This window comes from Herbaspirillum sp. ST 5-3 (genome assembly GCF_004804275.1).
In the GTDB taxonomy this organism is placed as follows: domain Bacteria; phylum Pseudomonadota; class Gammaproteobacteria; order Burkholderiales; family Burkholderiaceae_D; genus Noviherbaspirillum.
Genome location: NZ_STGI01000017.1, coordinates 1 through 25,902, shown reverse-complemented (window position 1 = coordinate 25,902; position 25,902 = coordinate 1). Strand labels below are relative to the sequence as shown.

The window sequence follows — 25,902 nt, the reverse complement described above, 5'->3', positions numbered from 1 at the left end:
TTCAGGAGACTGCAATGCAATTCACCCATGAACACAATGAACTGAAGCGCAATGTGAAGCGTTTCATCGACAACGAGATCAATCCATTCGTGGACGAATGGGAAGAGGCGGAAATCTTCCCCGCCGGGGAGTTGTTCAGGAAAATGGGGGAACAGGGTTTTCTCGGCGTGTCCAAGCCGGTCGAATATGGCGGGCTCGGCCTCGACTATTCCTATTCGGTGGCGATGGCCGAGGCGCTCGGTCATATCAAGTGCGGCGGCGTGCCGATGGCAATCGGCGTGCAGACCGACATGGCGACGCCCGCACTGGCGCGCTTCGGTTCCGATGCCTTGCGCCGCGAATTCCTGGCGCCGGCGATCAGCGGCCATGCGGTTGCCTGCGTCGGCGTGTCCGAACCGGGCGCCGGCTCCGACGTGGCGGCGATCAAGACCACCGCACGCAAGGACGGTGACGACTACATCATCAACGGCAGCAAGATGTGGATCACCAACAGTCTGCAAGCGGACTGGATCTGCCTGCTGGCCAATACCTCGGAGGGCTCGCGCTACTCGAACAAGTCGCTGATCGTCGTGCCGATGAAAACCAAGGGCATCACCATTGGCAAGAAGATCCGCAAGATCGGCATGAATTCCTCGGACACTGGATTGATCCATTTCGATGATGTGCGCGTACCGCAGCGCAATCGGATCGGCGAAGAAGGCCAGGGCTTCATCTACCAGATGCTGCAGTTCCAGGAAGAGCGCATGTGGGGTGCCGCCAACTCGATGCAGGGCATGATGAATTGCATCGACCTGACGATCGAGTATGCGCGTGAACGCCGTGTGTTCGACATGCAGCTGATCGATAACCAGTGGGTGCACTTCAAGCTGGCGGAACTCAAGACCGAGGTGGAATGCCTGCGGGCCTTGGTGCACCGTGCCTGCGAAATGTATATCGCAGGCCAGGACGTGACCGAGCTGGCTTCGATGGCCAAGTTGAAGGCGGGCCGGCTGGCGCGTATCGTGCCCGACACCTGCATGCAGTTCTGGGGCGGCATGGGCTATACCTGGGAAAACCCGGTGTCGCGCTTTTTCCGTGATGGCCGCCTGACCTCGATCGGCGGCGGCGCGGACGAAGTCATGCTCGGCATCATCTGCAAGTACATGGGCATCCTGCCGGGTAAGAGAAAGGCCGGCGGAGCTTGACACATCGGCAACGCAAGTCAGATCAAAGTGAGCCCTTCATGACAGCCCATCGATTCAACACCATCCTGATTGCCAATCGCGGTGAGATTGCCTTGCGCGTCATCCGCAGTGCGCGCCGCCTTGGCTATCGTACCGTGGCGGTCTATTCGGAGGCGGATCGCAATGCGCCGCATGTCCGCGCGGCCGACCTCGTGGCGCATCTCGGCGCTTCGCAACCTTCGGCGTCCTATTTGAACATTGCGGCGATCATCGACGCGGCAAGGCGCACGGGCGCGCAGGCAGTACATCCGGGTTATGGCTTTCTCGCGGAGAATCCGGAATTCGCCAACGCCTGCATGGAAGCCGGACTGTGCTTCATCGGCCCTTCCGCGTGGTCGATTCTTTCCATGGGCAACAAGGCGGGCGCCAAGCGTTTGATGGAAGAAGCGGGCGTACCGTGTGTGCCCGGCTATCTGGGCAAGGACCAGTCCGATGCGCGCATGCTGGAAGAGGCCAGGCTGATCGGCTATCCCGTGATGATCAAGGCGACTTCGGGTGGCGGAGGGCGCGGCATGCGGCGCGTCGATGAGGATGCGGATTTCATTGCAGCCTTGCATTCCGCGCGTTCGGAAGCGGAGAACGCGTTCGGCAGCGGCGAGCTGATCCTCGAAAAGGCGATCGTCGAGCCGCGCCATATCGAGATTCAGGTATTCGCCGACCAGCATGGCAATGTCGTGCACTTGGGCGAGCGCGATTGTTCCGTGCAACGCCGCCATCAAAAACTGATCGAAGAATCACCCTCGCCGGTTGTCACGCCGGCATTGCGTGCGCAGATGGGCGCGGTGTCGGTGGCTGCGGCAAAAGCGATCGACTATGTGGGGGCGGGCACGCTGGAATTCCTGCTTGACCGCGACGGCAACTTCTATTTCATGGAAATGAACACACGTTTGCAAGTCGAGCATGCGGTGACCGAAGCAGTCGTCGGAATCGATCTCGTCGAATGGCAATTGCTGGTCGCGCAGGGCGGCGCCCTGCCCTTGCATCAGGACGAGATCGATGCACGCCTGGCAACAGGCGGGCATGCCATCGAAGTGCGCCTCTGCGCCGAAGACCCGAACGAAAATTTCCTTCCGCAAAGCGGCGATATCGCGTACTGGAAAGCGCCGGTCAACCTGCGCTGCGATCACGCATTGGAAAACGGATTGACGATATCGCCCTATTACGATTCGATGCTCGCCAAGCTCGTTGCGCATGGCAGCGATCGCGCCGATGCGCAGCGCAGGCTGGACTATGGATTGAATGAGTGCGTCCTGCTCGGATTAAAGACCAACCGGCATTTCCTGTCGCGCTGCGTGCGCCATCCGGCGTTCACCGCCGGTCATGCGACGACGGCATTCATCGAGACTTTTTTCCCGGCCTCCGCCCGTGCGGCCTCACCTTGCGAACCGGTCGTCAAGTGCCTGGCTGCCGCCTTGCTCGCCCTGCGGCTGAGGACGCAGGAGAAGCCGCGTTATCCGGCAGAGCTGCACGGTTGGTCAAGCAGTTGCGTCTATCCGCAGCATTGCCGCTTCCTGCTCGACGGCGAGGCGCTTGAAGTGCTCGTGACGACCATGCAGGGTGGCCGCTGGCAGATGGATGCAGATGGTAAAGATGCCGAGGTGGTTCTCACTGCGTCGAGCGAGAACGATGCGACGTTTCAGATCGATGGCCGCGCTTGCCGCGCCTCATACGCGAGCACGGACGCGGGACTTCACTTTGCCTTCGACGGTATCGCACACACCGTCAGGGATACTACCTACGCGCCGCCGGTTCGCGATATGGCGGGCAGTGCAAGCGGACGCATCACGGCACCGATGAACGGGCAGGTCGTCGCCGTGCATGTGCAGCATGGCGAGGGTACGACAGCGGGGCAGGCCTTGCTCGTGATCGAGGCAATGAAGATGGAGCACAGCATCGTTTCTCCGCTGGACGGCGAAGTCGTGAGCCTGCACGTGCAGATTGGCGACCAGGTCGCGCCGGGTCAGGTATTGGTGGAGATTTCCGCTGCATTCTGAGGGATGCGGTTGATGTACCGGAAGCATGTCAGGACAGTGAGGTCTCGCGCAATTCCCGGCGCAGAATTTTGCCGACCGGCGTCTTGGGAAGCTCGTCGCGGAATTCAATGTGACGTGGAATCTTGTAGCGCGTGAGATTGACGTCGCAGTGCGCGAGAATTTCCTCGACGGTCAGCGCGGGATCCTTGCGCACCACGAAGAGTTTTACCGCTTCGCCCGAGTGCGCGTCAGCCACACCGATCGCCGCCGCCTCCAGCACACCGGGATGCGCGGCGATGACGGCTTCGATCTCGGTCGGGTAGACATTGAAGCCGGAGACGATGATCATGTCTTTCTTGCGATCGGTGATCGTGACCCAGCCATGCTCGTCCATGGTGCCGATGTCGCCCGTCTTCAGCCAACCGTCGGCGGACAAGACTTCCGCTGTTTCCGCCGGGCGCTGCCAATAGCCTTGCATCACCTGCGGTCCGCGCACCAGGATCTCGCCCGGCTCGCCGCAGGCGCACACGCTGCCGTCGTCGCGGCGGATCTGCACTTCGGTGGATGGCAGCGGTATGCCGACGCTGCCGCAGCGCGGCTGATGCAAGGGGTTGATGCAGACGCCGGCGGTGGCCTCGCTCAAGCCGTAACCTTCGATCATTGCCGCCCTGGTCGCCGCCATCCAGCGTTCCATCACCGGGCGCAGCATGGCGGCGCCGGCGCCGATCGACAGCTTGGCCGCGCGGGCGCAGTCCGGCCCGAAGCCGGGCTGATTGGCGAGCGCGTTGTACAGCGTGTTCACGCCGGTCATGACGGTCCATGGGTAGGCGCGCATGGTTTTGATGAAGGCGGACAGATCCTTCGGATTGGTGATCAGGATGCTGTGTCCGCCAAAGTTCATGAAGGTCAGGCAATTCGCCACCAGCGAAAACGCGTGGTACAGCGGCAGCGGCGTGAGCACGATTTCCTCTCGCTCGCGTAAGGTGTTGCCTATCCACGCGCTGCATTGCAGGACATTCGCGATGACGTTGGCGTGCGTGAGAACGACACCTTTCGATATGCCGGTGGTGCCACCGGTGTACTGAAGAAAGGCGACGTCGGTGCCACGGGTCGCCGCATCCGGCAGGCTCAGCGCCTGCCCTGCGGCGAGCGCGCGGCGGAACGGGATGGCATCCGTGATGCGCCAGTGCGGCACCATCTTCTTTACATGGCGAACGGCGAGGTTGGTCATCAGCCGTTTCGGTTGATCGAACATGTCGCCGATGCCCGTCACGATCACATGCCGGAGGTCCGTTGCCGGAAGCACCGTCTCCACTTTCGCGGCAAAGTTCTCCAGCACAAGAATAGCGCGCGCACCTGCATCCTTGAGCTGGTGCTTGAGTTCGCGCTCGGTATAGAGCGGGTTGACGTTGACAACGATGAGGCCGGCGCGCAAGGCGCCGAACATCGCGACCGGATACTGCAACAGATTGGGAAGCATGATCGCGATCCGTTCGCCGCGCCTCAGTCCGTTCAAGGACAGCAAAAACGCTGCGAACGCGCCCGACAGGCGATCCAGTTCTCCATAGGTCATTGTCTGCCCCATGTTGGTGAATGCCGGCAGGTCAGCATACTTGCGACACGCGGTCCGGAACATGACGTTGATCGATGCACAAGCGGCGGGATCGATGTGCTCGGGCACACCCGGCGGGTAGTCGTTCAACCACGGTTTGATCGTCTCCATATCGCTCTCTTTCGGGGCAGAGGTTTTTTGGAGACATCCTACGCCGGGCGCATATTAAAGCAATCGATTGACTGATGGTTTGGAAAGAATGCAGCGAGTTGTTGATTTCGGTCTAATGCGCCGGGAGAGCTGCCCTTCGCGCGCCCCGCCCTTGACACCCCACGCCGCCCTGGAACTTCTTGGCAAAAACGCATCCTAAAACTTATCCGGACAATGCAAGCGGAACGGTCCGGCGTATTCCCTGCAGCAAGGCAGTGACCTCTCGTCACTGCCGGATTGTGGTGCGATTTTCGAATGAACAAGCACGAGTGGCTGTTGAAGCGCAACTGTTCGCTAGCGCCGCGCCAACTGGCGATCGCGCTGGCCGTGCCCTGCTTCGCGTCGCTGCTGATCGCGCTATGGTTCCTGTGGCACGGGGCATGGCATGTGCTTGCATTTGTCATGCTGGAATCGGCTGCCGTAGCGTGCGCTTTTTGCCACTATGCGCGCCATGCCACCGATCGCGAACACATCGCACTTGACGACGGTTACCTGCTGATCGAGCAATGCCTTGCCGGCGAAGTGCGGCAGATCCGGCTTGATCCGTACTGGACGCGGGTGGCGCCGCCCGACGACACACAGGATCTGATCAATCTCGAGGCCAAGGGGATCCGGATTGCGGTCGGGCTCTTTGTGACCGAGGAGCGGCGCCGTCAGGTCGCGCTGGAATTGCGGGCGGAATTGAACAGGGAGTTCAGGCCCGCAGCCTAATCCGGATATTGCATCAGAACGCGGGCGATGGCGCGCAAATCGGGGAAACCTGCGAGTCCATCTCAGCGTGAGGGCCGGTCCGTTGAAATATCCGCATCGAGGTAGCGGAATGCACGCATTTCGCCGCGCGCCTGGCGAATGACGGAACGCGCGGCACTCAGCCCCAGTGCACCCATGACGGTCGCGACGACGATATCCGGCCATCCGGTACCCGTGCCGAAAACGCCCAGCGCAGCCAGCAGGACGGCGACATTGCCGATGGCATCGTTGCGCGTACACAGCCATACCGAACGCATGTTGGAATCGCCATTGCGATAGGCGAACAGGAGCACCGCGACGAACAGATTCGCGAGCAAGGCCAGCGTACCAATCTTGCCCATGGTCATATGTTCAGGAAGCACGCCGGACGCGGCATTCCAGACCGAGGCGCCGAGCACGAAGAGGCCGTATCCTCCCATGGTCAGCCCTTTCATCAGGGCGGCGCGCGAGCGCCAGACCGGCAGCATGGACAAGACAAACAGCGAGAGGCCGTAATTCGCGGCGTCGCCAAAGAAATCCACCGCATCCGCAAGCAGCGATACCGACCCGGCCGACCAGCCGCTCACCAGTTCGACGCCGAACATCGCGGCATTGACGAACAAGGCGATCCAGAGCACGCGCCGATAGCGTGGGTCGACAGGGGGTTGGGACGAACATGTTCCAGAACAACAATCCGACATCGATGACTCCTTTTCCTTTCCCGACATTACACACCATGCTGCGGGTTCAGGGTCAAGCAATGTTTGAAAAATGCCGGAAAGTAAAACAACAAGGCAAGTTTTCCGTCATGCCTTGTTGATTGAACGCCAGTGCTTCCGATGAAGTCCAATGCAATTCACGGATGATCATTGGACGAGGTTGTCATGCGCCGGTCAGAGCGCATTGAGCGGGATCTTCAGGTAGCTCACCCCGTTGCCTTCCGGGGGCGGGACATTGCCGGCGCGAATGTTGACCTGGATCGAGGGCAGGATCAGATTGGGCATGTCGAGGCCGGCATCCCTCTTCTGGCGCATGTCCACGAATTGCTCTTCGCTGATGTCGTCGCGGATATGGATATTGCGCGCACGCTGTTCGCCCACTGAGGTTTCCCATGCGGGCTGGCGTGCGCCGGGCGGATAGTCGTGGCACATGAACAGCCGCGTGTCGGTCGGCAGCGACAGCAACTTGCGAATCGAGCGATAAAGGGTGCGTGCATCGCCGCCCGGAAAGTCGCAGCGCGCGGTACCGACATCCGGCATGAACAGGGTGTCGCCGACGAACACGGCATTGCCGAAGCGGTAGGCCATGTCGGCAGGCGTGTGACCGGGCACGAACAGGACCTGCCCGGTCAGTGCTCCGACCTGAAAGGTTTCATTGTCGGCAAACAAATGATCGAACTGCGAACCGTCCTCGCGGAATTCTTCGTCAAGGTTGAACAGGCGCTTGAACACGGCCTGCACCTGGCAGATGCGCTCGCCGATGGCAACCTTTCCATCCATGTGGCGCTTCAGGTATTGCGCCGCAGACAAATGGTCGGCGTGGGCGTGGGTTTCGAGTATCCAGTCGAGGGTCAGTGAATGCGCATAGACAAACTGCATCAGGCGGTCGGCCCGGCTGGTTCGAGTGCGGCCGGACTTGGGATCGTAATCGAGCACCGGGTCGATGATCGCAGCACGTCCGCCCGGGCGGTCATACACCACATAGCTCACCGTCCCGGTGACGCTATCGAAAAACGCCTCAATGCGCGGCTCCATCTGCTGCTCCGAAAACATTATATTCAGTGATATATTATCGCCCTGCCCGACAAGGTCAAGAAGATTCTGGAGACGCCATGAAAGACAATCCGACGCTGATCGACATCGCTTCCATGCATGCGGCGGCCACGGAAGCAACGGCGCTGCTGCGCACTTTGGCCAACGAAGATCGCTTGCTCTTGTTGTGCCAATTGAGCCAGGGCGAGAAATCGGTCGGCGAACTGGAGGAACTGCTCGACATCCGCCAGCCGACCCTGTCGCAGCAACTGGGTGTGCTGCGCACCGAAAACCTGGTCAACACGCGGCGCGACGGCAAGCGGATCTACTACTCCGTTGTCGATCCAAAGGTGCTGACCCTGCTCGGCACCCTCTACGATTTGTACTGTCCGCAGGAATAAGGAGAAAACAATGTCGATCGACTGGACGCATTTCACGCCGCTCTCGGCATTGGCGGGCGGCTTGCTTATCGGCCTTGCCAGCGCCCTGTTTGCGCTCTTCAACGGCCGGGTCGCGGGTGTCAGCGGCATTGTGGCCGGAATGCTGCGGCCGAGCGGCGGCGATATTCTGTGGCGCATTGCCTTTGTTGCCGGAATGGCCGCGGCGCCGCTGCTCTACCTGGTGTTTTCGCCGCTGCCGGAAATCCGCATCGACACCGGGCCGGCGGTGCTGCTGCTGGCCGGACTGCTGGTCGGCATCGGCACGCAATATGGCTCAGGCTGCACCAGCGGCCATGGCGTGTGCGGCCTGTCACGCCTGTCGCCGCGCTCCCTGCTCGCGACGATGATGTTCATGGCGGCCGGCTTTGCGACCGTCTATGTCGTGCGCCACCTGCTGTGAGGATGAACGCATGAACATCCTGTTCTCCTTTATTGCCGGCCTGGTGTTCGGATTGGGGCTCATCGTCGCGGGCATGGCCAATCCGGCGAAGGTTCTCGGCTTCCTCGATCTCGCCGGCGACTGGGATCCGTCGCTTGCGCTGGTGATGGCCGGCGCCATTGGTGTCGGCCTCGTGGCCTTCGCGTTTGCCCGGCGCAGGACCCTGACCTTGCTGAATCTGCCCATGCAACTGCCGAACGCGGACCACGTCGACCGGCGCCTCGTCGGCGGCAATCTGCTGTTCGGCATAGGCTGGGGTCTGGCCGGCATCTGCCCGGGACCGGGGCTGGTATTGCTGGGCGCGGGGGTCGTCAAAGGATGGCTGTTTGTCCTTGCGATGATTGCCGGCATGGCCCTGTTTGAATTCATCGAACAATTCAGACAGCGCGGTGCTGCGCCCGACGCATCGGTCCTGCGCTAACCTGAGTCAGGGCGCGGACACGATGCCACGCAAGTGCTGGCGCGCGATGTCGAATTCGCGCTGCAATGCCTCGTACAATGGCTGCGCGCCCTCGATCGCATCTTCCTTGCCCATCCGTTCGAGTTCCATGCAGTGCTTGCGCATGCGGTCCGCGCCGAGGTTTTCAATGCTGGAAAGGAAACGATGAGCGGCCGACTCCAGCGCCTCGGCCTTCCCTTCTGCCAGTGCGGTCGCGATGTTGTTCAGATGCTTTGGAGAGTCGGTGACGAACAGTTCGATGATGTCGGACACCAGCGTCGGATTGTCTTCGTCCTGCAACTCCATCAGCTGGTGAATGCGGCGGCGATCGATGACTTCCGTCCCCTCCGGCACGACTTCGTCCCTGGATGGCGTGGACACGGCGATCAGCACCGCGCGCACATCGTCCAGTTCGATCGGCTTGGACACATAGGCATCCATTCCCGCGGCCAGGCAGCGTTCGCGATCGCCGGGCATCGCATTGGCCGTCATCGCGATTACTCGCGGCGGCACGTTCGCACCGTAGCGCGCACGCAAGCGCCGCGTCGCTTCCAGCCCGTCCATTTCCGGCATCTGCACATCCATCAGGACCACGTCGTAGTTCTGCCGTTCCAGGGCATCGAGCACTTCGATGCCGTTGGCGACCACATCCGCGCGATAGCCCAGATGCGCGAGCAATTGCTGCACCACTTTCTGGTTGACGGTATTGTCCTCCGCAACCAGAATCTTCAGCGGCACCGTTTCGGACAGCCGCTCGCTGGCCGCCGTCGGCCGCCGCAGCGGCGTATGTATGGGCTCGATCCGCATCGAATGCAGCAAGGCGTCGAACAAGGCAGTCGGCTTGATGGGCTTGTTGAGATAGGCTGAAAACTTCACTTCACTCATTTTCGCGTCGCGCGGTCGATGCGCGACCGAGGTCAGCATGATCAGCGGCAACGCCTTTTCATCGCGATATTTGCGGATTTCAAGCGCAAGTCCAAGGCCGTCCATCTCCGGCATGCTCATGTCGAGTATGCCGACGTCAAACGCATGCCCGTGGCGCACGAGGTCGAGCGCCTCGATGGCCGATGCGGCGGCCGACGGCACCATGCCCCAGAGCAGCGCCTGCTTGACCAGGATGCGCCGGTTGGTGCTGTTGTCGTCAACGATCAGCACATGCTTTCCCGCCAGTGCGGAAGAGCGCTCCTGCAGAAAGCTGCGCGCCAGTTGCGATCCGGATGCTTCGGCAACGATGGTGAAGTAAAAGGTCGAGCCGTTGCCGACCTCGCTCTCCACCCACATCCTGCCGCCCATGATTTCCGTCAGGCGCTTGCTGATGGCAAGGCCGAGTCCGGTGCCGCCATACTTGCGCGTGGTCGAGGCATCGACCTGGGTGAAGGCCTGGAACAATTCGGCCAGCCGCTCTTGCGGAATGCCGATGCCAGTATCCTTCACCGCGAAAAGCACTTCGTACCTCGCATCGCCGAAGGGCACCGCCGACACGGATACCACCACTTCGCCGCGATGCGTAAACTTGATCGAATTCGACAACAGGTTGACGAGAATCTGGCGCAGCCGGGTGACATCGGAAACCAGCGCCGCCGGCACGCTGTCATCGATGAAGTACGCGAGATTGATGTTTTTCTCGCTCGCCTCGGAGGACAGCAGATCCAGCGACTCCTCGATGCAGCGCCGCAGGTCGAAGGGCTGCCGCTCGATTTCCAGTCGGCCGATTTCGATCTTGGAATAGTCGAGAATGTCATTGATGATGGTGAGCAGCACCTCGCTGCTGGCGCGGATCGTTTCGGTGTAGTCGCGCTGCTCATCGTTGATGTGGGTGTTGAGCAACAGGCTGGTCATTCCGATGACGGCGTTGAGCGGCGTGCGGATCTCATGGCTCATGTTGGCGAGGAACATGCTCTTGGCCTGCATCGCGGCCTCGGCCCTTTCCTTGGCCGTTTCCAGGTCGCGTTCGTAGGCCTTGCGCTTGGAGATGTCGCGCAGGATCACGGTATGGATCGTGCCGCTGTCGGCCTCCAGTTTCGAAATCGATGCTTCCGCGGGAAATTCGGTGCCGTCCTTGCGCACGGCATAGATGGCCTGTCGTTCCGCCATCTTGCGCGCAGTCAGGCCGGACTTGTCGAAGCGATCGATGTGCTTGCCGTGCTCCGCGTGATAGCGCGGAGGCAGCAGGAGATTGAGCGGCTTGCCTTTGGCTTCCTCGGCGCTCCAGCCGAAGGTGCGCTCCGCGCCCTGATTGAACAGAATGATTCTCTGCGCGCTATCCACGCAAATGATCGCGTCGTCGGCAATGCTGAGAATGCCGTTGAGTTGGGCGGACGTCAGGTTGTTGTCCATGGTCTGACGGCAGGCAGGCACTATTTCATTGCGGCAGCTCTTTCCAATCGACACGATCCATTCATGTCATCGAATGCGAATGATGATTCGATGAAACGTCGGCGCATCCGAGCGGACCACAACGCGCATTCCGGCACCGGTCCGCCGCGTGTCGCTGATCAATTGTTCAATTGGAGGCAAGCCGAATGAGAATGGTTCCTTGCACCGGATTATGCGCACGACCGTGCTATATCCGCCCCCGTTTCTTGCACGCGACACGAACGCGGCGGAATGAAAAAGTTTCACCTTTTCGCAAGCGATTTAATTTATCCTTGCGCGAAGCGCAAATTACCCATCCTGTACTACTCCACCATGACATCAAACGTTCATCACCAGGCGCGGCCGATCCACAAGATCCTGGTCGCCAACCGTTCCGAAATCGCCATCCGCGTCATGCGCGCTGCCGCCGAACTGAGCATGCGTACCGTCGCGATCTACGCCGCCGAAGACCGCTTCGCGCTGCACCGCTTCAAGGCCGACGAAAGCTATCTCGTCGGCGAAGGCAAGAAGCCGATCGCCGCCTATCTCGACATCGACGACATCATCCGCATCGCCAAGGAAGCGGGCGTCGATGCGATCCATCCCGGCTATGGCTTTCTGTCCGAGAACCCGGATTTCGCCGAAGCCTGCGCGGCGAACGGCATCATGTTCATCGGCCCGCAACCGGAAGTCATGCGCACGCTGGGCAACAAGGTCGCGGCGCGCAATGCGGCGATTTCCGCTGGCGTGCCTGTCATGCCGGCCACCTCGGCCCTGCCGCATGACATCGAAAAGGCAAAGAAACTTGCCGCCGAAGTCGGCTATCCGCTGATGCTCAAGGCCAGCTGGGGCGGCGGCGGTCGCGGCATGCGGGTGATCGAATCCGAGGCCGAGCTGCCCGGCCAGCTCGAAGTTGCACGGCGCGAAGCCGCAGCCGCTTTCGGCAATGACGAGATGTACCTGGAAAAGCTGGTGCGCCGCGCGCGCCATGTCGAAGTGCAACTGCTGGGCGACACTCACGGCAACCTGGTGCACCTGTTCGAGCGCGACTGCTCGGTGCAGCGCCGCAACCAGAAAGTGGTCGAACGTGCTCCGGCGCCCTACCTCGACGAGGCGACCCGCGCCGAATTGTGCGACGCTGCCCTGCGTCTGGGGAAAGCCGTCAACTACACGCACGCCGGCACGGTCGAATTCCTGATGGACGCCGACACCGGCAAGTTCTACTTCATCGAAGTCAACCCGCGCATCCAGGTCGAGCACACCGTGACCGAACAGGTCACCGGCATCGACATCGTGAAAGCCCAGATCCGCGTCTCGGAAGGCGCGAAGATCGGCGACAAGGACGAGCATGACGCCGGCATTCCCGTGCAAGCGGACATCCGCCTCAACGGCCATGCGCTGCAATGCCGCGTCACCACCGAGGATCCGGAAAACAACTTCACCCCCGACTACGGCCGCCTGGTCGCCTACCGCAGCGCGGCCGGCTTCGGCGTGCGTCTCGACGGCGGCACCGCCTATTCCGGCGCGGTCATCACGCCCTACTACGATTCCCTGCTGGTGAAAGTCACCGCCTGGGCGCCGACCTCGGATGAGGCCATCGCCCGCATGGACCGCGCATTGCGCGAATTCCGCATCCGCGGCGTGTCGACCAACCTGCCCTTCCTCGAAAACGTGATCAACCACCCGATGTTCAAGTCGGGCGAATGCATCACCCGCTTCATCGATACCACGCCGGAGCTGTTCCAGTTCGCCAAGCGCCGCGACCGCGCCACGCGCCTGCTGCGCTTCATCGGCGATGTGGTGGTCAACGGCAATCCGGAAATGAAGGGCAGAAAGGGCATCGACGGCATCCTGCCGGCGCCGCTCCTGCCTTCAAGCGGCAAGTCGGGGCAGATCATTCCGGGTTCGCGCGACAAGTTCAGGGAACTCGGCGCCGAGAAATTCTCGCAATGGATGAAAGAGCAACCGCAGGTACTGGTGACCGACACGACGATGCGCGACGCGCACCAGTCGCTGTTCGCCACCCGCATGCGCACCGCCGACATGCTGGCCATCGCGCCCTACTATGCGCGCCTGCTGCCGAACCTGTTCTCGATGGAATGCTGGGGCGGCGCCACCTTCGACGTCTCGATGCGTTTCCTGAAGGAAGACCCGTGGGAACGCCTGGCCAGGTTGCGCGAGGCGGTGCCCAACGTTCTGTTCCAGATGCTGCTGCGCGCTTCCAACGCGGTCGGTTACACCAATTACGCCGATAACGTGGTGAAGCACTTCGTGCAGCAGGCGGCCGCCGGCGGCGTCGACCTGTTCCGCGTGTTCGATTCCCTGAACTGGGTGGAGAACATGCGCGTGGCCATCGATGCGGTGCGCGAATCCGGCGCGCTGTGCGAAGGCGCGATCTGCTACACGGGCGATCCCTTCGATCCGTTCCGCCCGAAGTACAGCCTGCAGTATTACGTCAAGATGGCGAAAGAGCTGGAAAAAGCCGGTGTGAACATCCTTGCCATCAAGGACATGGCCGGCGTGTGCAAACCGCACGCGGCCAAGGCGCTGATCAAGGCATTGAAGGACGAAGTCGGCCTGCCGATCCACTTCCATACGCACGACACCTCCGGCATTGCCGCCGCATCGGTACTGGCGGCGGTGGAAGCCGGTTGCGACGCGGTGGATGGCGCCATGGATGCGATGAGCGGCCTGACCTCGCAGCCGAACCTCGGCTCGATCGCGGCCGCACTGTCCCACACCGAGCGTGATCCGTTACTCGACAAGCAAGCCCTGTTTGCCATCTCGCAATACTGGGAAGGCGTGCGCCGGCAGTACGCCCCCTTCGAAGCCGACATGCGCTCCGGCACATCGGACGTGTACCGCCATGAAATGCCGGGCGGGCAATACACCAACCTGCGCGAGCAGGCGCGCGCGATGGGCATCGAGCATCGCTGGACGGAAGTGGCGCAGGCTTATGCCGACGTTAACCAGCTGTTCGGCGACATCGTGAAGGTTACGCCAACCTCCAAGGTGGTGGGCGACATGGCCCTGTTCATGGTCGCCAACGATCTTACCCCCAACGAGGTGAAGCATCCGGACAAGGAAATCGCATTTCCGGAATCGGTGATTTCGCTGTTCAAGGGAGAACTCGGTTTCCCGCCGGATGGCTTCCCGAAGGAGCTGGAAAAGAAAGTGCTCAAGGGGGCCAAGCCGATGGAAGGCCGCCCCGGCAAGAACCTGCCGGAAGTCGATCTCGCACAAGCAAAGGCGGACGCGGAAAAGGCCGTCGGCCGCAGCATCAGCGAGCAGGAACTGGCGTCGTATCTCATGTATCCGAAGGTGTTCCGCGATTATGCCGAGCATCGCCGCGACTACGGTGACGTGAGCGTGCTGCCCACGCCGGTATTCTTCTATGGCCTGAAGGACGGCCAGGAGATTTCGGTCGACATCGACCAGGGCAAGCGACTGGTGATCCGCCTGCAGGGCCGCACGGAACTGGAGGAGGAAGGACAGAGCAAACTGTTCTTCGAGCTCAACGGTCAGCCGCGCCTGGTGCGGATCGACCGTGCCGGCGCAGTGAAGCTGGTCACGCATCCGCGTGCCGAGGATGGCAACGCAAACCACATCGGCGCGCCGATGCCGGGCATGGTGGTGACCGTGGCGGTCAAGGCAGGCCAGAAGGTCGCCAAGGGCGATCCGCTGGTGTCGATCGAGGCGATGAAGATGGAAACCATGATCCGTGCCGAACGCGATGCGGTGGTCAAGCACACGCATGTGAAGCCGGGCGCAGTAGTGACAGCCAAGGATTTGCTGATCGAACTCACCGATTGAGCAAGCACGGCCATGCCATGAAAAAAAGCCTGCAGCGATGCAGGCTTTTTTATCTGCAAAACAATCGTGGCTGATCAGTAATAGCGATACACGCGATTGTTTTCCACCCGCACACGCGTGCCGATCTGCAGATCCGCGGCGCTCTCCTGCGTGATGGTCTGATGCGTGCCGTTGTCCAGACGTACGCCGATCTGGTACGCATCCCGTCCCTGCGAATTGCGCTCGATCTCGTTGCCGATCATGGCACCGCCGACAACCCCGGCAACGGTCGCGGCCTTCCTTCCGCGCCCTCCGCCAACCTGATTGCCGAGCAAGCCACCCACCACGCCGCCGACGACCGCGCCCACGCCGACATTGCCGACATTACCGGTGGTGCCGCCCTGGAGGAGCTGGATGGAGTCGATCATGCCGTAGGATTGGTAATACGATTGTGAAGGAGCCGGATAGCTTTGCACCGGCACCGGATAGGACTGCGAAGTCGCGGGCGGGTAATAACCCGGGCTGGCGCAGCCGGCAAGAATCGCGGCGGCGATGAGGATGGCGGAAGCAGGTGTGCGACAGGTTTTCATGGCAGTTCTCGCTGATAACGGCTTCATTAAAAGCGAAACGGGAATGCAATGCCAGTGTCTATCGGTAAGGGTTGAAACAAGTTGTTTCCCGCAAGGGCGGATTGTCCATGGAACGGCGTTTTTTACTTGGTCTCGAAGGTCGTCACGCCATCCCAATCCGCGCCGGGCGGCACTTCGCGGTAGTGCGCAATGCGCTCCAGGTAAAGTGCGTACAAGGCCGTGTCGGGATACATCTCGTGCAATTCGAACAACCGCTGCTCGGCCTGATCCCATTGCTGTGCGCGCACCAGTTCCAGCGCCTTGTGCCATTTGTCGAGCGCGCTGCGGGTCGCTTCGTCGAGTTCCGACATCAGGCCGAGCGGTTCGAAAATCGGTACCGGCTCGTTCTTTCCCTTCACCCGTACGCGATCGAGTTCGCGGTAGGCGAATTGCGGCGCGGCGAGCCGGGTCGCTTCGCCGACCGCAATGCCGACGCCGTACACCTTGGTAATACCTTCCAGCCGCGACGAGAGATTGACCGCATCGCCCATCACGGTATACGCGCGGCGGATCTTCGATCCCATGTCGCCCACGCGCATCTCGCCGGTATTGAGGCCGACGCCGATCTTCAGGGGCGGCCAGCCGCGCGCGATGAAATCCTGGTTCAGCTTCTTCGCGCTGGCCTGCATCTGCAATGCTGTCGCCACCGCGCGGCTGGCGTGATCAGGCAAGGCCACCGGCGCCCCCCAGAACGCCATCACCGCATCGCCGATGTACTTGTCGAGCGTGCCGCGATTGCCGCGAATATCTTCCGACATCGCGGTCAGGTACAGGTTGATGTACTCGCGCAAGGCGTTGGGCGTCAGCCCCTCGGAAATCGTGGTGAAGCCGCGCACGTCGCAGAACAGCACGGTCAGTTCGCGGCTCTCGCCCTCCATGTTGTAGCTCTCCGGATTCTCCGCCATCTCGGCGACCAGTTCCGGCGCCACATATTCGCCGAACAGGTTCACCATCGCGCGACTCTTGCGGAATTCAAACAGATAGCCCCAGGCGAGGCTGAAGATGAACAGGCTGCCGATCAACAGCAGCACCGCCGCAACCGACACCACCCAGTTCAGGGACTGGTACATGTAGAGGTTCAAGCCGAGGACGCCGGCGATCGTCGCGAACGACACTAGGATGGACATGAGCGGCGACAGCACCGGCAGCAGCAGGCCGAGCACGATGCCGACGAGAGCGGTCTCCACCAGCTCCAGCGCCACGCCGAAATCGGGCTCCTGCTTGAAGTCGCCGTCGAGGATCGATGCGATGATGTTGGCGTGCATCTCGACACCGGGATAGTCGATGTTGACCGGTGCCGCGCGCAAATCCTTCAGGCCGGCCGAGGTGGTGCCGACCAGGATGATGCGGTCCGCGAGATCGTCCACCGGCAGGCGCTCCTTGAGGACGTCGATCGCGGAGACATAGCGGAACTGGCCGCCGCGCGGCCCGCCCGGCCCGCGGTAATTGATCAGCGCAGTCAGGTTGCGATCCAGCGGGATGGTGGTCGTATGCGGCTTGCTGTTGAGCTTGATCGCCTTCAGCGCACCGTATTGGCGCAGGGTGTCGCCGGAGAGATGGGTTTCTTCCGCGGTGAAGAAGACCGGCTTCACCCGGCTTGCACCGAGGCCGGCGCGCGCCGTGGCAAGCGCGAGCGATTCATAGAAGCCGTCGCCGACCTGCGCGATCAGGGGAACGCGACGGATCACGCCGTCCAGGTCGGGCGTCGGATTCATGAAGCCGCCGCCTCTGGCCGCTTCCTGCAGCACGTCGAGGTTGCCGGTATAGGACCGGTAGACCGATACGTCGATCTCGCGCCCGCCGAGCTGCTCGACGGTGAACACCGGCGGCGGCAGCAGCCCCTTGGTGATGGCAGTCGGCTCGTTCGAGAGAAAATAGCCAAGCACCACCGGTCTGCCGTCGAGTGCCATGGCCATGCGCTTGTCATAGTCGAACCTCGGCTTGAGCGCGCGCACCCGTTCGCCAAAGCCGGGCACATCCTTCAGCTCCTTGTTCGCCAGCGATTCCAGTGTGTTGTAGCCGGAGCTGGTGTCGGGCTCGGAAAAGATCACGTCGAAGCCGACCGTCCTGACGTGGTACTTGTCGTCGAGCTTCTCGATCAGGCTTGCGACTGTGGCGCGGTTCCAGGGCCAGCGTCCGACTTCCGCGATGCTTTTCTCGTCGATGTCGACGATCACGATGCGCGGGTCGAGTTCGCCCTGCTGCACCCGCATCCGCATGTCGTAGATGAAATCGTCGATGCGGCCGATCAGGATGGTCGGCAGGAAGTGCAGTATCTGGAGCGCGGCGATCAGCGTGAAGATCAGGGCCAGCAACCAGCGCGCGCCATATCTGGACAGGTGGCGTCGCACGTTCACTTCCTCCGGTCAGGGCGTGTAGCCGGGAATCTTGCCTTCATCGACTTCATCAATCTGTGCCGGGTCCATGAAGCGCTTTGCATAGTCGAGATACACCTTTTTTCGGATGAAAATGTCGAACAGGTCCGGATCGATGTGATTGCGCAGCTTGAAGCCGCCGAGGATGTGCAGCGATTCGGTCAGGGTCTTGCCCTTCTTGTAAGGCCGGTCTTTCGCCGTCAGCGCCTCGAAAATATCGGCAATCGCCATCATGCGTGCCTGCCACGACATTTCCTCGCCACGCAAACCGCGTGGATAGCCCTTGCCGTCCATGCGCTCGTGATGGCCGCCGGCGTATTCCGGCACGTCGCTCAAATGCTTCGGCCAGGGCAGCGATTCCAGCATGCGGATGGTGACCGAAATATGGTTGTTGATGATGTCGCGCTCGTGCTGGTTCAGCGTGCCGGCGCGGATCGTCAGGTTGCCGATCTCTTCTTCGCTGAGCAGATCGCGCTCGTATCCGTCGGGCGCGATCCAGCGGTAGCGGCAGGCGATCTGCGTGACGCGCTTCTGGTCGTCTTCCGACATGGCTTCGCTGCCGATATTGGCGCGCCGCAGGAAGTCGCGGTCCGCATCCATGCGGGTCAGTTCTTCGCTCAGCATGCGGTTGATTTCGGCATGGCGCTTCGGATCGTTGCCGCTCGCGAGCTTTTCCTTCAGCGACCGGATCTCGGCGTCGCGCTTGACGACTTCAAAGCGCGTGTCGACCAGGTGAATGCGATCGAAAATGGTTTCGAGCTTGGTGGATTTTTCGACCACATGCACCGGCGTGGTGATCTTGCCGCAATCATGCAGCAGACCGGCCAGCCACAATTGCTTGCGGTCGTTCTCGCTCATCTCGAATTCGGCCAGCGGCCCGGCGTCGGTCGCATGCGCCGCGTCTGCCAGCATCATGGTCAGCAAGGGCACATGATGGCAATGCCGTCCGGTGTGCGGCGATTTCTCGTCGATGCCGATATTGATCAGGGTTACAAAAGATTCGAACAGGTCTTCCAGGCGCAGGATCAACTGCTGGTTGGTGAGCGCGATCGCTGCCTGCGACGCAAGCGCTTCGATGAAGCGCTGGTCGGTATCGGAAAACGGCTGGGTCTGGCCGGTGTGCGGATCCCTGGCGTTGATCAGCTGCAGCACACCGATCAGTTCGCCTTCATGGTCCTGCATCGGCACCGTGAGGAAGGATTGCGAGTGATAGTGGTAAGTCTCGTCGAACTTGCGCATCCCGGAGAAGTTGAACACGTCGACCTTGTAGACGTCCTGGATGTTCACGGAGACGCCGGTGTTGGCCGCATATGCCGCCACCGCGCCGAGATTCTTTGTGCCGGTGGAGGTCGTTAGCGGAATATCGGGAATCGCCACTTCATTGCCGCTCAATCCGCCCTGGTACATGCCGAGCGTATCGTTGATCGAGATCGAGAAGCACAGGTTCTTCTTGTCGGCGCTGATGCGATACAGGGTGCCGCCGTCGGCGTGGGTCATGCTTTTCGCCGTACGCAGGATTTTCTCCAGCAGCACGGTGGTGTCATGCGTGGTGCTGAGTTCAACGCTGAGCTCGGTCAGCTGCTCCAGCCTCAGCGCGATATCAGGTATATTTTGCTCGGTCATTGCTGTTCAACCGTGTGGCGATGCGCCACCGGAATGGGTGAATGTTGCGCCGCTTCTTTCCCCTCGCCACGCGTCAGACGCCAATCACTCAAAACACGAATGTGTCTCCGCATTTGAGCGCCTTGAAGCCGCGCGCCCCGCCTTCGGAGCGCAGTTCCTGCATGATCAGGTCTTCATGTCCCGGCTTCAGGTGGTAGATCAGGAATTCGACAGATAGCGGTACGGACTGGATGTCGGCGAGCAGCGAGCGCGGACAGAAATGCAGCGAGCGATTCGCGATCTCCATGTCGGCGTTAGCAAAAGAACAATCGACAATCACTTTCGTGAGCTGCTTTTCCTGTGCCAGCGCGGCCCAGAGCTCGGCGGTTGCGGCCATGTCGCCGGTGAACAGGAAACCGGATTTTGCGTTGTGCACCCAGTAGGCAGACGACCCGGCAGTATGGTTGACCGGATAGGCGCAGATGATCCTTCCGTCGATCTCGACGCTGCCGTTGGGATCGATGGATTCCCAGCGCAGCGTCGGTGTCTCGGGGCTGGGGATGACGGCGAAGTCCGGCCACAATACCCAATTGAACAGATGTTTCTTCAGTGAGGCGATGACCTTTTCGGTGGCGTGCACGGTGACCGGGCCGCTCTTTCTGCCCTGGACGGCGTCCAGCAGCAGCGCCAGGCCAGCCACATGATCAAGATGGCAATGTGTGATGAACACATGGTCGATCAGGATCAATTGGTCGATGTCGAGACTGGTCAGACCCGTCCCCGCATCCAGCAGGATATCGTCATCCACCAGCAGGGTCGTGGTGAGGCGTTCGCGTCCACCGATGCCTCCGGCACATCCAAGTACTTGCAACTTCATCGTTCGGCGCCCGTTGATATCGGGTCAGTCGTTGTGTGAAACGCAACGGCGGATCTCTGTATGCAATCCCGCCCGGCGCGCAGTAAAAATAGCTCTCCCATGATCCTCCCCCCCGTTTTCTTTTTTGAATGATTGTAGACTGAAACCGTCCCATTGCGGCTTTTATGTCGCCGCAACGTGGCCGGTCAAAATTAAGCTGATGCCAGTGATACATTTTTGCAACGCGATCCATTATTATTGGAAGTTGGCGCCATCGACGGCAGGCACGGTCATACCCTGCGGATTCCCGGACATCTGACCGCGCAAGCGCATTCGACGGCAAACGATGACGAATGGACAAGATGACATGAGTGCTGTTCTCGGTACCCCAAAAAGCAACGGCAGCCAGGACGATGTCAACATTCGCCTGAACTTCTTCAAGAAGCTTCAGGCTGTCACCAACAAGATCCATTCCACGAGCAACGTCGACGAGATCATGCTCGACCTGTCGCAGGACGTGTGCGACCTGTTCAATGCTGATCGCCTCACGGTCTACGCGGTCGCCGAGGACAAGATCTCGATCGTGTCGAAGGTCAAGACCGGTCTCAACTCGGTCAACCAGCTCCGCCTTCCGATTTCCGACCAGAGCGTGGCGGGCTATGTTGCGCTGATGCGCAAGGTGGTCAATATCCGCGACGTCTACGACGACGCCGAGCTGAAGGCGCATTCGCCTGAACTGCACTTCCTGCGCGAAGTGGACCGCCGTACCGGTTACCGCACCAAGCAGATGCTGGTGGCGCCCATCATCGACGAACGCAACAACGAATTGCTCGGCGTGGTCCAGCTCATCAACAACCGCGACGGCACCACCTTCTCCGCCATCTCGGAGGAAGGCATCAAGGAGCTGGGCAAAACGCTGGCGATTGCCTACACGCAGCGGCTGCGCCCGCCGCCGGTGATCCGCTCGAAGTACGATCAATTGATCGCCGAAGCCGTGCTGTCGGCGGCCGAGCTTGAACTCGCGTCCCGTTCGGCGCGCCGCAAGAGCGACGACATCGAAGCCGTCCTGGTGAAGGAGTTCCAGGTCAAGCTGCCGGTGATCGGTCAGGCGCTGGGCAAGTTCTTCGGCGTGCAGTACGAACCCTTCAAGGCCGACCGCGTCAAGCCGACCGACCTGCTCAGGAATCTCAAGCGCGACTTCGTCGAGCAAAGCCAGTGGCTGCCGATCGAAGAAAGCGCGGAAGGCGTGGTGATTCTCGCAACCGATCCCGAACAGGTGAGGAATGCGCGCATCATCAACAGCATTTTCCCCAAGGCGAAGCTGGTCTATCGGGTGACGACAAATGCCGAGTTCAGGCAGACCATCGACCAGTTCTTCGGTGCCGAAAGCGAAATGGGCTCGGTCGGCGAACTGCTGTCGGGCATGGAGGACAGCGACGAAGACGGCGTCGAATTGTCCGAAGCCGATCTCTCCGCGGCGGCGGAAAACGAGCTGGTCAAACTGGTTAACAAAATCATCATCGACGCCTACCGTCAGAACGCGTCCGATATCCATATCGAACCGCGCCCCGGCAAGGAAAAGACGATGATCCGCTTCCGCAAGGACGGCTCGCTCGAACCCTACATCGAAATTCCATCCAGCTACCGCAATGCGATTTCGGCGCGCATCAAGATCATGTGCGACCTCGACATCTCGGAGCGCCGCAAGCCGCAGGACGGCAAGATCAAGTTCAAGAAATTCGGCCCGCTGGACATCGAATTGCGCGTCGCGACCATTCCCTCGGCCGGCGGCGTCGAGGATATCGTGATGCGCATCCTGGCGGCGGGCGAACCGATTCCGCTCGATAAGCTGGGCGTGCTGCCGCACAATCTGGAGCGGCTCAAGAGCGCCGTCAGCAAGCCTTACGGCCTGTTCTTTGTCTGCGGCCCGACCGGTTCCGGCAAGACGACCACCCTGCATTCCGTCCTCAATTTCCTGAACACGCCGGAAACCAAGATCTGGACCGCCGAAGACCCGGTGGAAATCACGCAAAAAGGTTTGCGCCAGGTACAGGTCAATCGCAAGAGCGGTCTTGATTTCGCAACCGCGATGCGCGCCTTCCTGCGCGCCGACCCGGACATCATCATGGTCGGCGAAATGCGCGACAAGGAAACGGTGTCGATGGGTATCGAGGCATCGCTGACCGGCCACCTGGTATTTGCCACGCTGCATACCAACAGCGCGCCGGAATCGATCGTGCGCCTGCTCGACATGGGCATGGACCCGTTCAACTTCGCCGACGCCCTGCTGGGCGTGCTGGCGCAGCGGCTGGCCAAACGCTTGTGCTCCAACTGCAAGATGGCTTACGAGCCCTCGAAGGAAGAACTGCAGCTGCTGCTGACGGAATACTGCGAGGAGCTGCGAAACACGACGACCTTCGTCAAGGACGAATCCGCTGCGAAGCAGGCTGTGCTCGATCAATGGACAAAGAACTACGGCGACAGCCAGGGCCGCTTCACGATGTACAAGGCGGTTGGCTGCGACCAGTGCAGCAACGGCTACAAGGGCCGCGTCGGCCTGCATGAACTCATGCTCGGCACCGACCGCCTGAAGAAACTGATCCAGGAACACAGCCGCGTCGCGGTCATGCTCGCGACGGCGCTGGAGGATGGCATGCTGACGCTGAAGATGGACGGCATCGAGAAGATCCTGTCCGGGATTACCGATATCAAGCAGGTGCGTGCGGTCTGCATCAAGTGACGACGCTCAGTCGTGATCCAGATACTCCACCAGTTGTCCGCTGACGCCGCGCAGCCGCTGGCTCATCAGCTTGGCCAGCCTGGCCAGGATATGCACCGCAAGTCCCGGCCGCTCATTGATGATGCGGTGATAGTTGTCCTTGGTGAGCAATAACAGCACGCTGTCCTGGCTTGCGATACAGGTTGCAGAACGCGGCTCGCCGTCGATGATCGACATCTCCCCGACCGTCTTCCCGCGCGAGATCATGACGATCCGATGCGGCTTGCCATCGTGGTCGTCCTTGACGATCTCGACCTGCCCGGCCACCAGCAGGCACATGTAGCTGCCCGCGCTGCCCTCCTCGAACACGACGGTGCCGGCTGCCACCTCATAGCATTGCATGTAACAGGCAAGTGCTTCGATATCCTTCCAGCAGAAATCGGCGAACAACTGGGTTTCGGCGATCATGTCGCAGATCCGTGCCTTGAAGGCGGTCCCCGCCCCCATCAGGCGGAATCCATCCATCGCGTGGCCTGATACCGTTTTCTGCGCCTGCATATGCCCTCCTCCATTCATGTATCCGGACAAAGCGCGAATCGTGCGATGCTTGAGACATTTCCCTGTAGAAACTATCCAACATCAGCCCATGAGTGTCAAGAAAAGGACTTGATTCGAGAAACAAAAAAGCCGGATTTCTCCGGCTCTTTTATCGAACAAATTCCTATTCTGTTGGCGCCCTCAACGCACCTCGCAATCCACAGTGCCTGCCTTGCCACCGTTGGAGGCACCGCCCTGCGGCCCGGCACTGGTCGAGAAACTCGGCGGCGGCGTGAACTGGATGCCCGGATTGGCCGGCAGAATTACCGGCGGCTGGTGCAGGCTCGGCGTATAACCGAACTGCCCCGCCGCAAAATTCTGCGTTCCGGCGCCATTGCTCAGGTGGATCATGCCGTCCAGCACCTGCACGTACAAACCCGGTGCGCGGCCGCCGCTGATGCCGCCCGCAGGAGGCGTCGCATTCTGCGCCAGCCGAAGCGGCAACACCTCCAGCGGCGCAGCCTGCAAGGGCATGTCGCTGCGGATGTCATCCGTCGCAGCCCGGTAGGCGGCCGGTGCGAGGGCCGCCATGCTGGCCAGGCCGTAAGCCGCCACTGCTGCGTCTTCCGGCGGGATGTATTCGGCGATATAAGTCGTGCCGCGAATGCCGATGGTGGCCGTCGGCGTGTTCACGCCAACCCGTTCCTTGCTGCGCTTGCCCAGCGCACCGGTCACGGCACGCAGGCCGCCCTTGACCAGGCTGAAGGTCGCGCTGTCTTTCTCCTGCTTGTCTTCCTCAAAGACGAAGCTGTCGATCTTCAGCTGTGAGTTGGGGCGCAGCGTGATTTCGCTGTTGTCGATGAACTTGACGCGCGCATAGGTTTCCTTCTCGCTGATCAAGGTATCGCCCTGCTCCACCGTCGATTTGACCGCGAGGATCTTCACCGTGCCGTCGGCTTTCTTGGCCAGCAGCGCTCCGCTCAGGTTCACGACCGTACCCGCCACCTGTCCGGCGAACGCGAGGCCCGCCGACAGGAGCAAGACCAGCAGCGCAAGTGCCTTGGCAGCTTGGTGAAAAACATGATGCGCGAACAGGTGCAGGTGTTGCGGAGCGCGGGCATGCACGACGTGAATTGCGCGCGGCAGATTCGAAGATCGGTCCGCGCAGTCGTTTTTCAACGGCCGGCTAGTTGCAATACATTTTTTTGGTGGGTTCATTCTTCTTCACTCCCTCGTCTTTCGGACCGGCGATGTCTTTTCTCTCGTCCTTCTTGTCTTCATTTGTTGTGCTCTCCGGCGTGCTGGACGAAGTTGAAGACTTACTTGAAGTGGCTGAGGCTGGCGGATTGGGCGACGAAGTGCCGGTCGGCTGAGTGATAGCGACTCCACTTTGCGTCGTCGATGTTGTCGTCACAATAGTATTAAGGATCGAATTCCGAGTTGTTGATATTACGACCGGGTCTGTGGAAGAGCCGGTGGGAAACACTGTCGCACAACCAGGAAGCGCAGGGTCAGTGAGGCATTCATTCGCCGCCGGTAACACGGCGCTGCATCCTGCCAATGCCGGCGTCGCAATACATTGGGTTAGCGTGGGTAATACAGCGACGCATCCGGGCATGCTGACGTTTACCGTGCATTGTTCAGTCGTCGGAAGGACGACCGTACAACCCGGCAAGGTCGGTGTCATGGTGCAGGCTGAAAGCGAGGGTAACACCACCGTGCATCCAGGGAGCGAAGGCGTTGCCGCGCATTGGGATACGGTAGGCAGAACGGCGGTGCAACCGGTCTGCGTCGGCGATATCGTACAGGCGGCCAGTGACGGCAACACGACGCTACAACCTGCTGTCGCTGGCGATACTGTGCAGCTTGCAAGCGTCGGCAAGATTTGCGAACAACCGGCAAGCGATTGGTTTTCCGTACATTGCGAAATCGTCGGCAGTACCGCTGCACACCCCGCCAAGGACGGCGATGCGACACAAGTCGATAGCGGAGGAAGCACTGTGCCACAACCCGTCGTTGACGGCGACGTTGTGCAAGTCGCGAGCGATGGAAGCACCGCTGTGCAGCCATCCAGCGTCGACGAAGCAATGCAGGCCTCGAGTGTTGGCAAGACTGCGGTACATCCCGGCGTCGTCGGCGATACAGTACAAGTCGCCAGTGTCGGCAGCACCGCTGTGCAACCCGCTGTCGTCGGCGAGGCGGTGCAAGTCGCCAGTGTCGGCAGCACCGCTGTGCAACCCGCTGTCGTCGGCGAGGCGGTGCAAGTCGCCAGTGTCGGCAG

Annotated in this window: 20 protein-coding genes; 10 read left to right on the top strand and 10 right to left on the bottom strand. The window is 61.0% G+C overall.

The genetic code is table 11. The annotated features are described in order from the left end of the window. The first annotated feature begins 14 nt into the window (after nt 1-14). Both E6W33_RS23870 and E6W33_RS23865 read left to right on the top strand, forming a co-directional pair. Nucleotides 15-1,184, top strand: coding sequence for an acyl-CoA dehydrogenase family protein (locus E6W33_RS23870; RefSeq protein ID WP_136419883.1), 1,170 nt, complete (start codon nt 15-17; stop codon nt 1,182-1,184). A 38-nt stretch (nt 1,185-1,222) separates the two neighbouring features. Next, nucleotides 1,223-3,217, top strand: coding sequence for a biotin carboxylase N-terminal domain-containing protein (locus tag E6W33_RS23865; protein WP_136419882.1), 1,995 nt, complete (start codon nt 1,223-1,225; stop codon nt 3,215-3,217). A 28-nt stretch (nt 3,218-3,245) separates the two neighbouring features. Here E6W33_RS23865 and E6W33_RS23860 read toward each other — a convergent pair whose 3' ends face one another. Continuing rightward, nucleotides 3,246-4,919 carry an AMP-binding protein gene (locus tag E6W33_RS23860; RefSeq protein WP_136419881.1) on the bottom strand — a complete coding sequence of 558 codons (1,674 nt, stop codon included), beginning with the start codon at nt 4,917-4,919 and terminating at the stop codon, nt 3,246-3,248. A gap of 294 nt (nt 4,920-5,213) precedes the next feature. On the opposite strand from E6W33_RS23860, the gene E6W33_RS23855 reads away from it, so the two are divergent. Next, nucleotides 5,214-5,669 carry a DUF2244 domain-containing protein gene (locus E6W33_RS23855; protein ID WP_136419880.1) on the top strand — a complete coding sequence of 152 codons (456 nt, stop codon included), beginning with the start codon at nt 5,214-5,216 and terminating at the stop codon, nt 5,667-5,669. A 62-nt stretch (nt 5,670-5,731) separates the two neighbouring features. Here the strand turns inward: E6W33_RS23855 and E6W33_RS23850 are convergent, their stop codons facing one another. Together E6W33_RS23850 and E6W33_RS23845 are read right to left on the bottom strand one after the other, a co-directional pair. Further along, nucleotides 5,732-6,388, bottom strand: coding sequence for a cation transporter (locus E6W33_RS23850; protein WP_136419879.1), 657 nt, complete (start codon nt 6,386-6,388; stop codon nt 5,732-5,734). 192 nt (nt 6,389-6,580) lie between these two features. Beyond that, entirely contained in the window at nt 6,581-7,441 is an 861-nt protein-coding gene (locus E6W33_RS23845) for an MBL fold metallo-hydrolase (RefSeq protein WP_136419878.1), read from the bottom strand. Between the two features lie 77 nt (nt 7,442-7,518). Between E6W33_RS23845 and E6W33_RS23840 the strand changes: the two genes are divergently transcribed. The 3 genes from E6W33_RS23840 to E6W33_RS23830 are packed head-to-tail and all read left to right on the top strand — an operon-like array spanning nt 7,519 to nt 8,738. Then, complete coding sequence (locus E6W33_RS23840; protein WP_247869768.1) at nt 7,519-7,839, top strand: metalloregulator ArsR/SmtB family transcription factor; 321 nt, start codon at nt 7,519-7,521, stop codon at nt 7,837-7,839. A 10-nt stretch (nt 7,840-7,849) separates the two neighbouring features. After that, nucleotides 7,850-8,278: a YeeE/YedE family protein gene (locus E6W33_RS23835; protein WP_136419877.1), complete on the top strand. Its 429-nt coding sequence runs from the start codon at nt 7,850-7,852 to the stop codon at nt 8,276-8,278. 10 nt (nt 8,279-8,288) lie between these two features. After that, nucleotides 8,289-8,738: a DUF6691 family protein gene (locus E6W33_RS23830; RefSeq protein WP_136419876.1), complete on the top strand. Its 450-nt coding sequence runs from the start codon at nt 8,289-8,291 to the stop codon at nt 8,736-8,738. A gap of 6 nt (nt 8,739-8,744) precedes the next feature. On the opposite strand, the gene E6W33_RS23825 is transcribed toward E6W33_RS23830, so the two are convergent. After that, nucleotides 8,745-11,093 carry a response regulator gene (locus tag E6W33_RS23825; RefSeq protein WP_136419875.1) on the bottom strand — a complete coding sequence of 783 codons (2,349 nt, stop codon included), beginning with the start codon at nt 11,091-11,093 and terminating at the stop codon, nt 8,745-8,747. A 351-nt stretch (nt 11,094-11,444) separates the two neighbouring features. Here E6W33_RS23825 and E6W33_RS23820 point away from each other — a divergent pair, with 351 nt between their 5' ends. After that, a complete protein-coding gene (locus E6W33_RS23820) occupies nt 11,445-14,924 on the top strand; it encodes a pyruvate carboxylase (RefSeq protein WP_136419874.1) in 3,480 nt (1,159 codons plus the stop codon). Between the two features lie 74 nt (nt 14,925-14,998). Here the strand turns inward: E6W33_RS23820 and E6W33_RS23815 are convergent, their stop codons facing one another. From E6W33_RS23815 to E6W33_RS23800, 4 genes are all read right to left on the bottom strand, one after another. After that, nucleotides 14,999-15,493, bottom strand: a complete 495-nt coding sequence (locus E6W33_RS23815) for a glycine zipper 2TM domain-containing protein (RefSeq protein ID WP_136419873.1) — start codon at nt 15,491-15,493, stop codon at nt 14,999-15,001. A 122-nt stretch (nt 15,494-15,615) separates the two neighbouring features. Then, on the bottom strand, nt 15,616-17,883 hold the full coding sequence (locus E6W33_RS23810; protein ID WP_247869767.1) for an adenylate/guanylate cyclase domain-containing protein: 2,268 nt from the start codon (nt 17,881-17,883) through the stop codon (nt 15,616-15,618). 15 nt (nt 17,884-17,898) lie between these two features. Then, on the bottom strand, nt 17,899-19,530 hold the full coding sequence (locus tag E6W33_RS23805; protein WP_136419872.1) for an HD domain-containing phosphohydrolase: 1,632 nt from the start codon (nt 19,528-19,530) through the stop codon (nt 17,899-17,901). A gap of 88 nt (nt 19,531-19,618) precedes the next feature. Beyond that, entirely contained in the window at nt 19,619-20,386 is a 768-nt protein-coding gene (locus E6W33_RS23800; RefSeq protein WP_136419871.1) for a 3',5'-cyclic-nucleotide phosphodiesterase, read from the bottom strand. A 346-nt stretch (nt 20,387-20,732) separates the two neighbouring features. Between E6W33_RS23800 and E6W33_RS23795 the strand changes: the two genes are divergently transcribed. Continuing rightward, a complete protein-coding gene (locus E6W33_RS23795) occupies nt 20,733-23,105 on the top strand; it encodes a GspE/PulE family protein (protein ID WP_136419870.1) in 2,373 nt (790 codons plus the stop codon). A gap of 6 nt (nt 23,106-23,111) precedes the next feature. On the opposite strand, the gene E6W33_RS23790 is transcribed toward E6W33_RS23795, so the two are convergent. Both E6W33_RS23790 and E6W33_RS23785 read right to left on the bottom strand, forming a co-directional pair. Then, nucleotides 23,112-23,642, bottom strand: a complete 531-nt coding sequence (locus E6W33_RS23790; protein ID WP_168798742.1) for a cyclic nucleotide-binding domain-containing protein — start codon at nt 23,640-23,642, stop codon at nt 23,112-23,114. A 180-nt stretch (nt 23,643-23,822) separates the two neighbouring features. Then, complete coding sequence (locus tag E6W33_RS23785; RefSeq protein ID WP_247869766.1) at nt 23,823-24,746, bottom strand: FecR family protein; 924 nt, start codon at nt 24,744-24,746, stop codon at nt 23,823-23,825. Between the two features lie 125 nt (nt 24,747-24,871). Here E6W33_RS23785 and E6W33_RS27910 point away from each other — a divergent pair, with 125 nt between their 5' ends. Both E6W33_RS27910 and E6W33_RS23780 read left to right on the top strand, forming a co-directional pair. Beyond that, a complete protein-coding gene (locus tag E6W33_RS27910; RefSeq protein ID WP_282183714.1) occupies nt 24,872-24,994 on the top strand; it encodes a hypothetical protein in 123 nt (40 codons plus the stop codon). A gap of 141 nt (nt 24,995-25,135) precedes the next feature. Next, a partial coding sequence (locus tag E6W33_RS23780; RefSeq protein WP_211097419.1) for a hypothetical protein occupies nt 25,136-25,902 on the top strand: 767 nt, incomplete at its 3' end.

Bases quoted from the DNA above. Each gene is read 5' to 3' on its own strand.
- E6W33_RS23870 (WP_136419883.1), top strand. From the start codon at position 15: ATGCAATTCACCCATGAACACAATGAACTGAAGCGCAATGTGAAGCGT.
- E6W33_RS23865 (WP_136419882.1), top strand. From the start codon at position 1,223: ATGACAGCCCATCGATTCAACACCATCCTGATTGCCAATCGCGGTGAG.
- E6W33_RS23860 (WP_136419881.1), bottom strand. From the start codon at position 4,919: ATGGAGACGATCAAACCGTGGTTGAACGACTACCCGCCGGGTGTGCCC.
- E6W33_RS23855 (WP_136419880.1), top strand. From the start codon at position 5,214: ATGAACAAGCACGAGTGGCTGTTGAAGCGCAACTGTTCGCTAGCGCCG.
- E6W33_RS23850 (WP_136419879.1), bottom strand. From the start codon at position 6,388: ATGTCGGATTGTTGTTCTGGAACATGTTCGTCCCAACCCCCTGTCGAC.
- E6W33_RS23845 (WP_136419878.1), bottom strand. From the start codon at position 7,441: ATGGAGCCGCGCATTGAGGCGTTTTTCGATAGCGTCACCGGGACGGTG.
- E6W33_RS23840 (WP_247869768.1), top strand. From the start codon at position 7,519: ATGAAAGACAATCCGACGCTGATCGACATCGCTTCCATGCATGCGGCG.
- E6W33_RS23835 (WP_136419877.1), top strand. From the start codon at position 7,850: ATGTCGATCGACTGGACGCATTTCACGCCGCTCTCGGCATTGGCGGGC.
- E6W33_RS23830 (WP_136419876.1), top strand. From the start codon at position 8,289: ATGAACATCCTGTTCTCCTTTATTGCCGGCCTGGTGTTCGGATTGGGG.
- E6W33_RS23825 (WP_136419875.1), bottom strand. From the start codon at position 11,093: ATGGACAACAACCTGACGTCCGCCCAACTCAACGGCATTCTCAGCATT.
- E6W33_RS23820 (WP_136419874.1), top strand. From the start codon at position 11,445: ATGACATCAAACGTTCATCACCAGGCGCGGCCGATCCACAAGATCCTG.
- E6W33_RS23815 (WP_136419873.1), bottom strand. From the start codon at position 15,493: ATGAAAACCTGTCGCACACCTGCTTCCGCCATCCTCATCGCCGCCGCG.
- E6W33_RS23805 (WP_136419872.1), bottom strand. From the start codon at position 19,530: ATGACCGAGCAAAATATACCTGATATCGCGCTGAGGCTGGAGCAGCTG.
- E6W33_RS23800 (WP_136419871.1), bottom strand. From the start codon at position 20,386: ATGAAGTTGCAAGTACTTGGATGTGCCGGAGGCATCGGTGGACGCGAA.
- E6W33_RS23795 (WP_136419870.1), top strand. From the start codon at position 20,733: ATGAGTGCTGTTCTCGGTACCCCAAAAAGCAACGGCAGCCAGGACGAT.
- E6W33_RS23790 (WP_168798742.1), bottom strand. From the start codon at position 23,642: ATGCAGGCGCAGAAAACGGTATCAGGCCACGCGATGGATGGATTCCGC.
- E6W33_RS27910 (WP_282183714.1), top strand. From the start codon at position 24,872: ATGTCTTTTCTCTCGTCCTTCTTGTCTTCATTTGTTGTGCTCTCCGGC.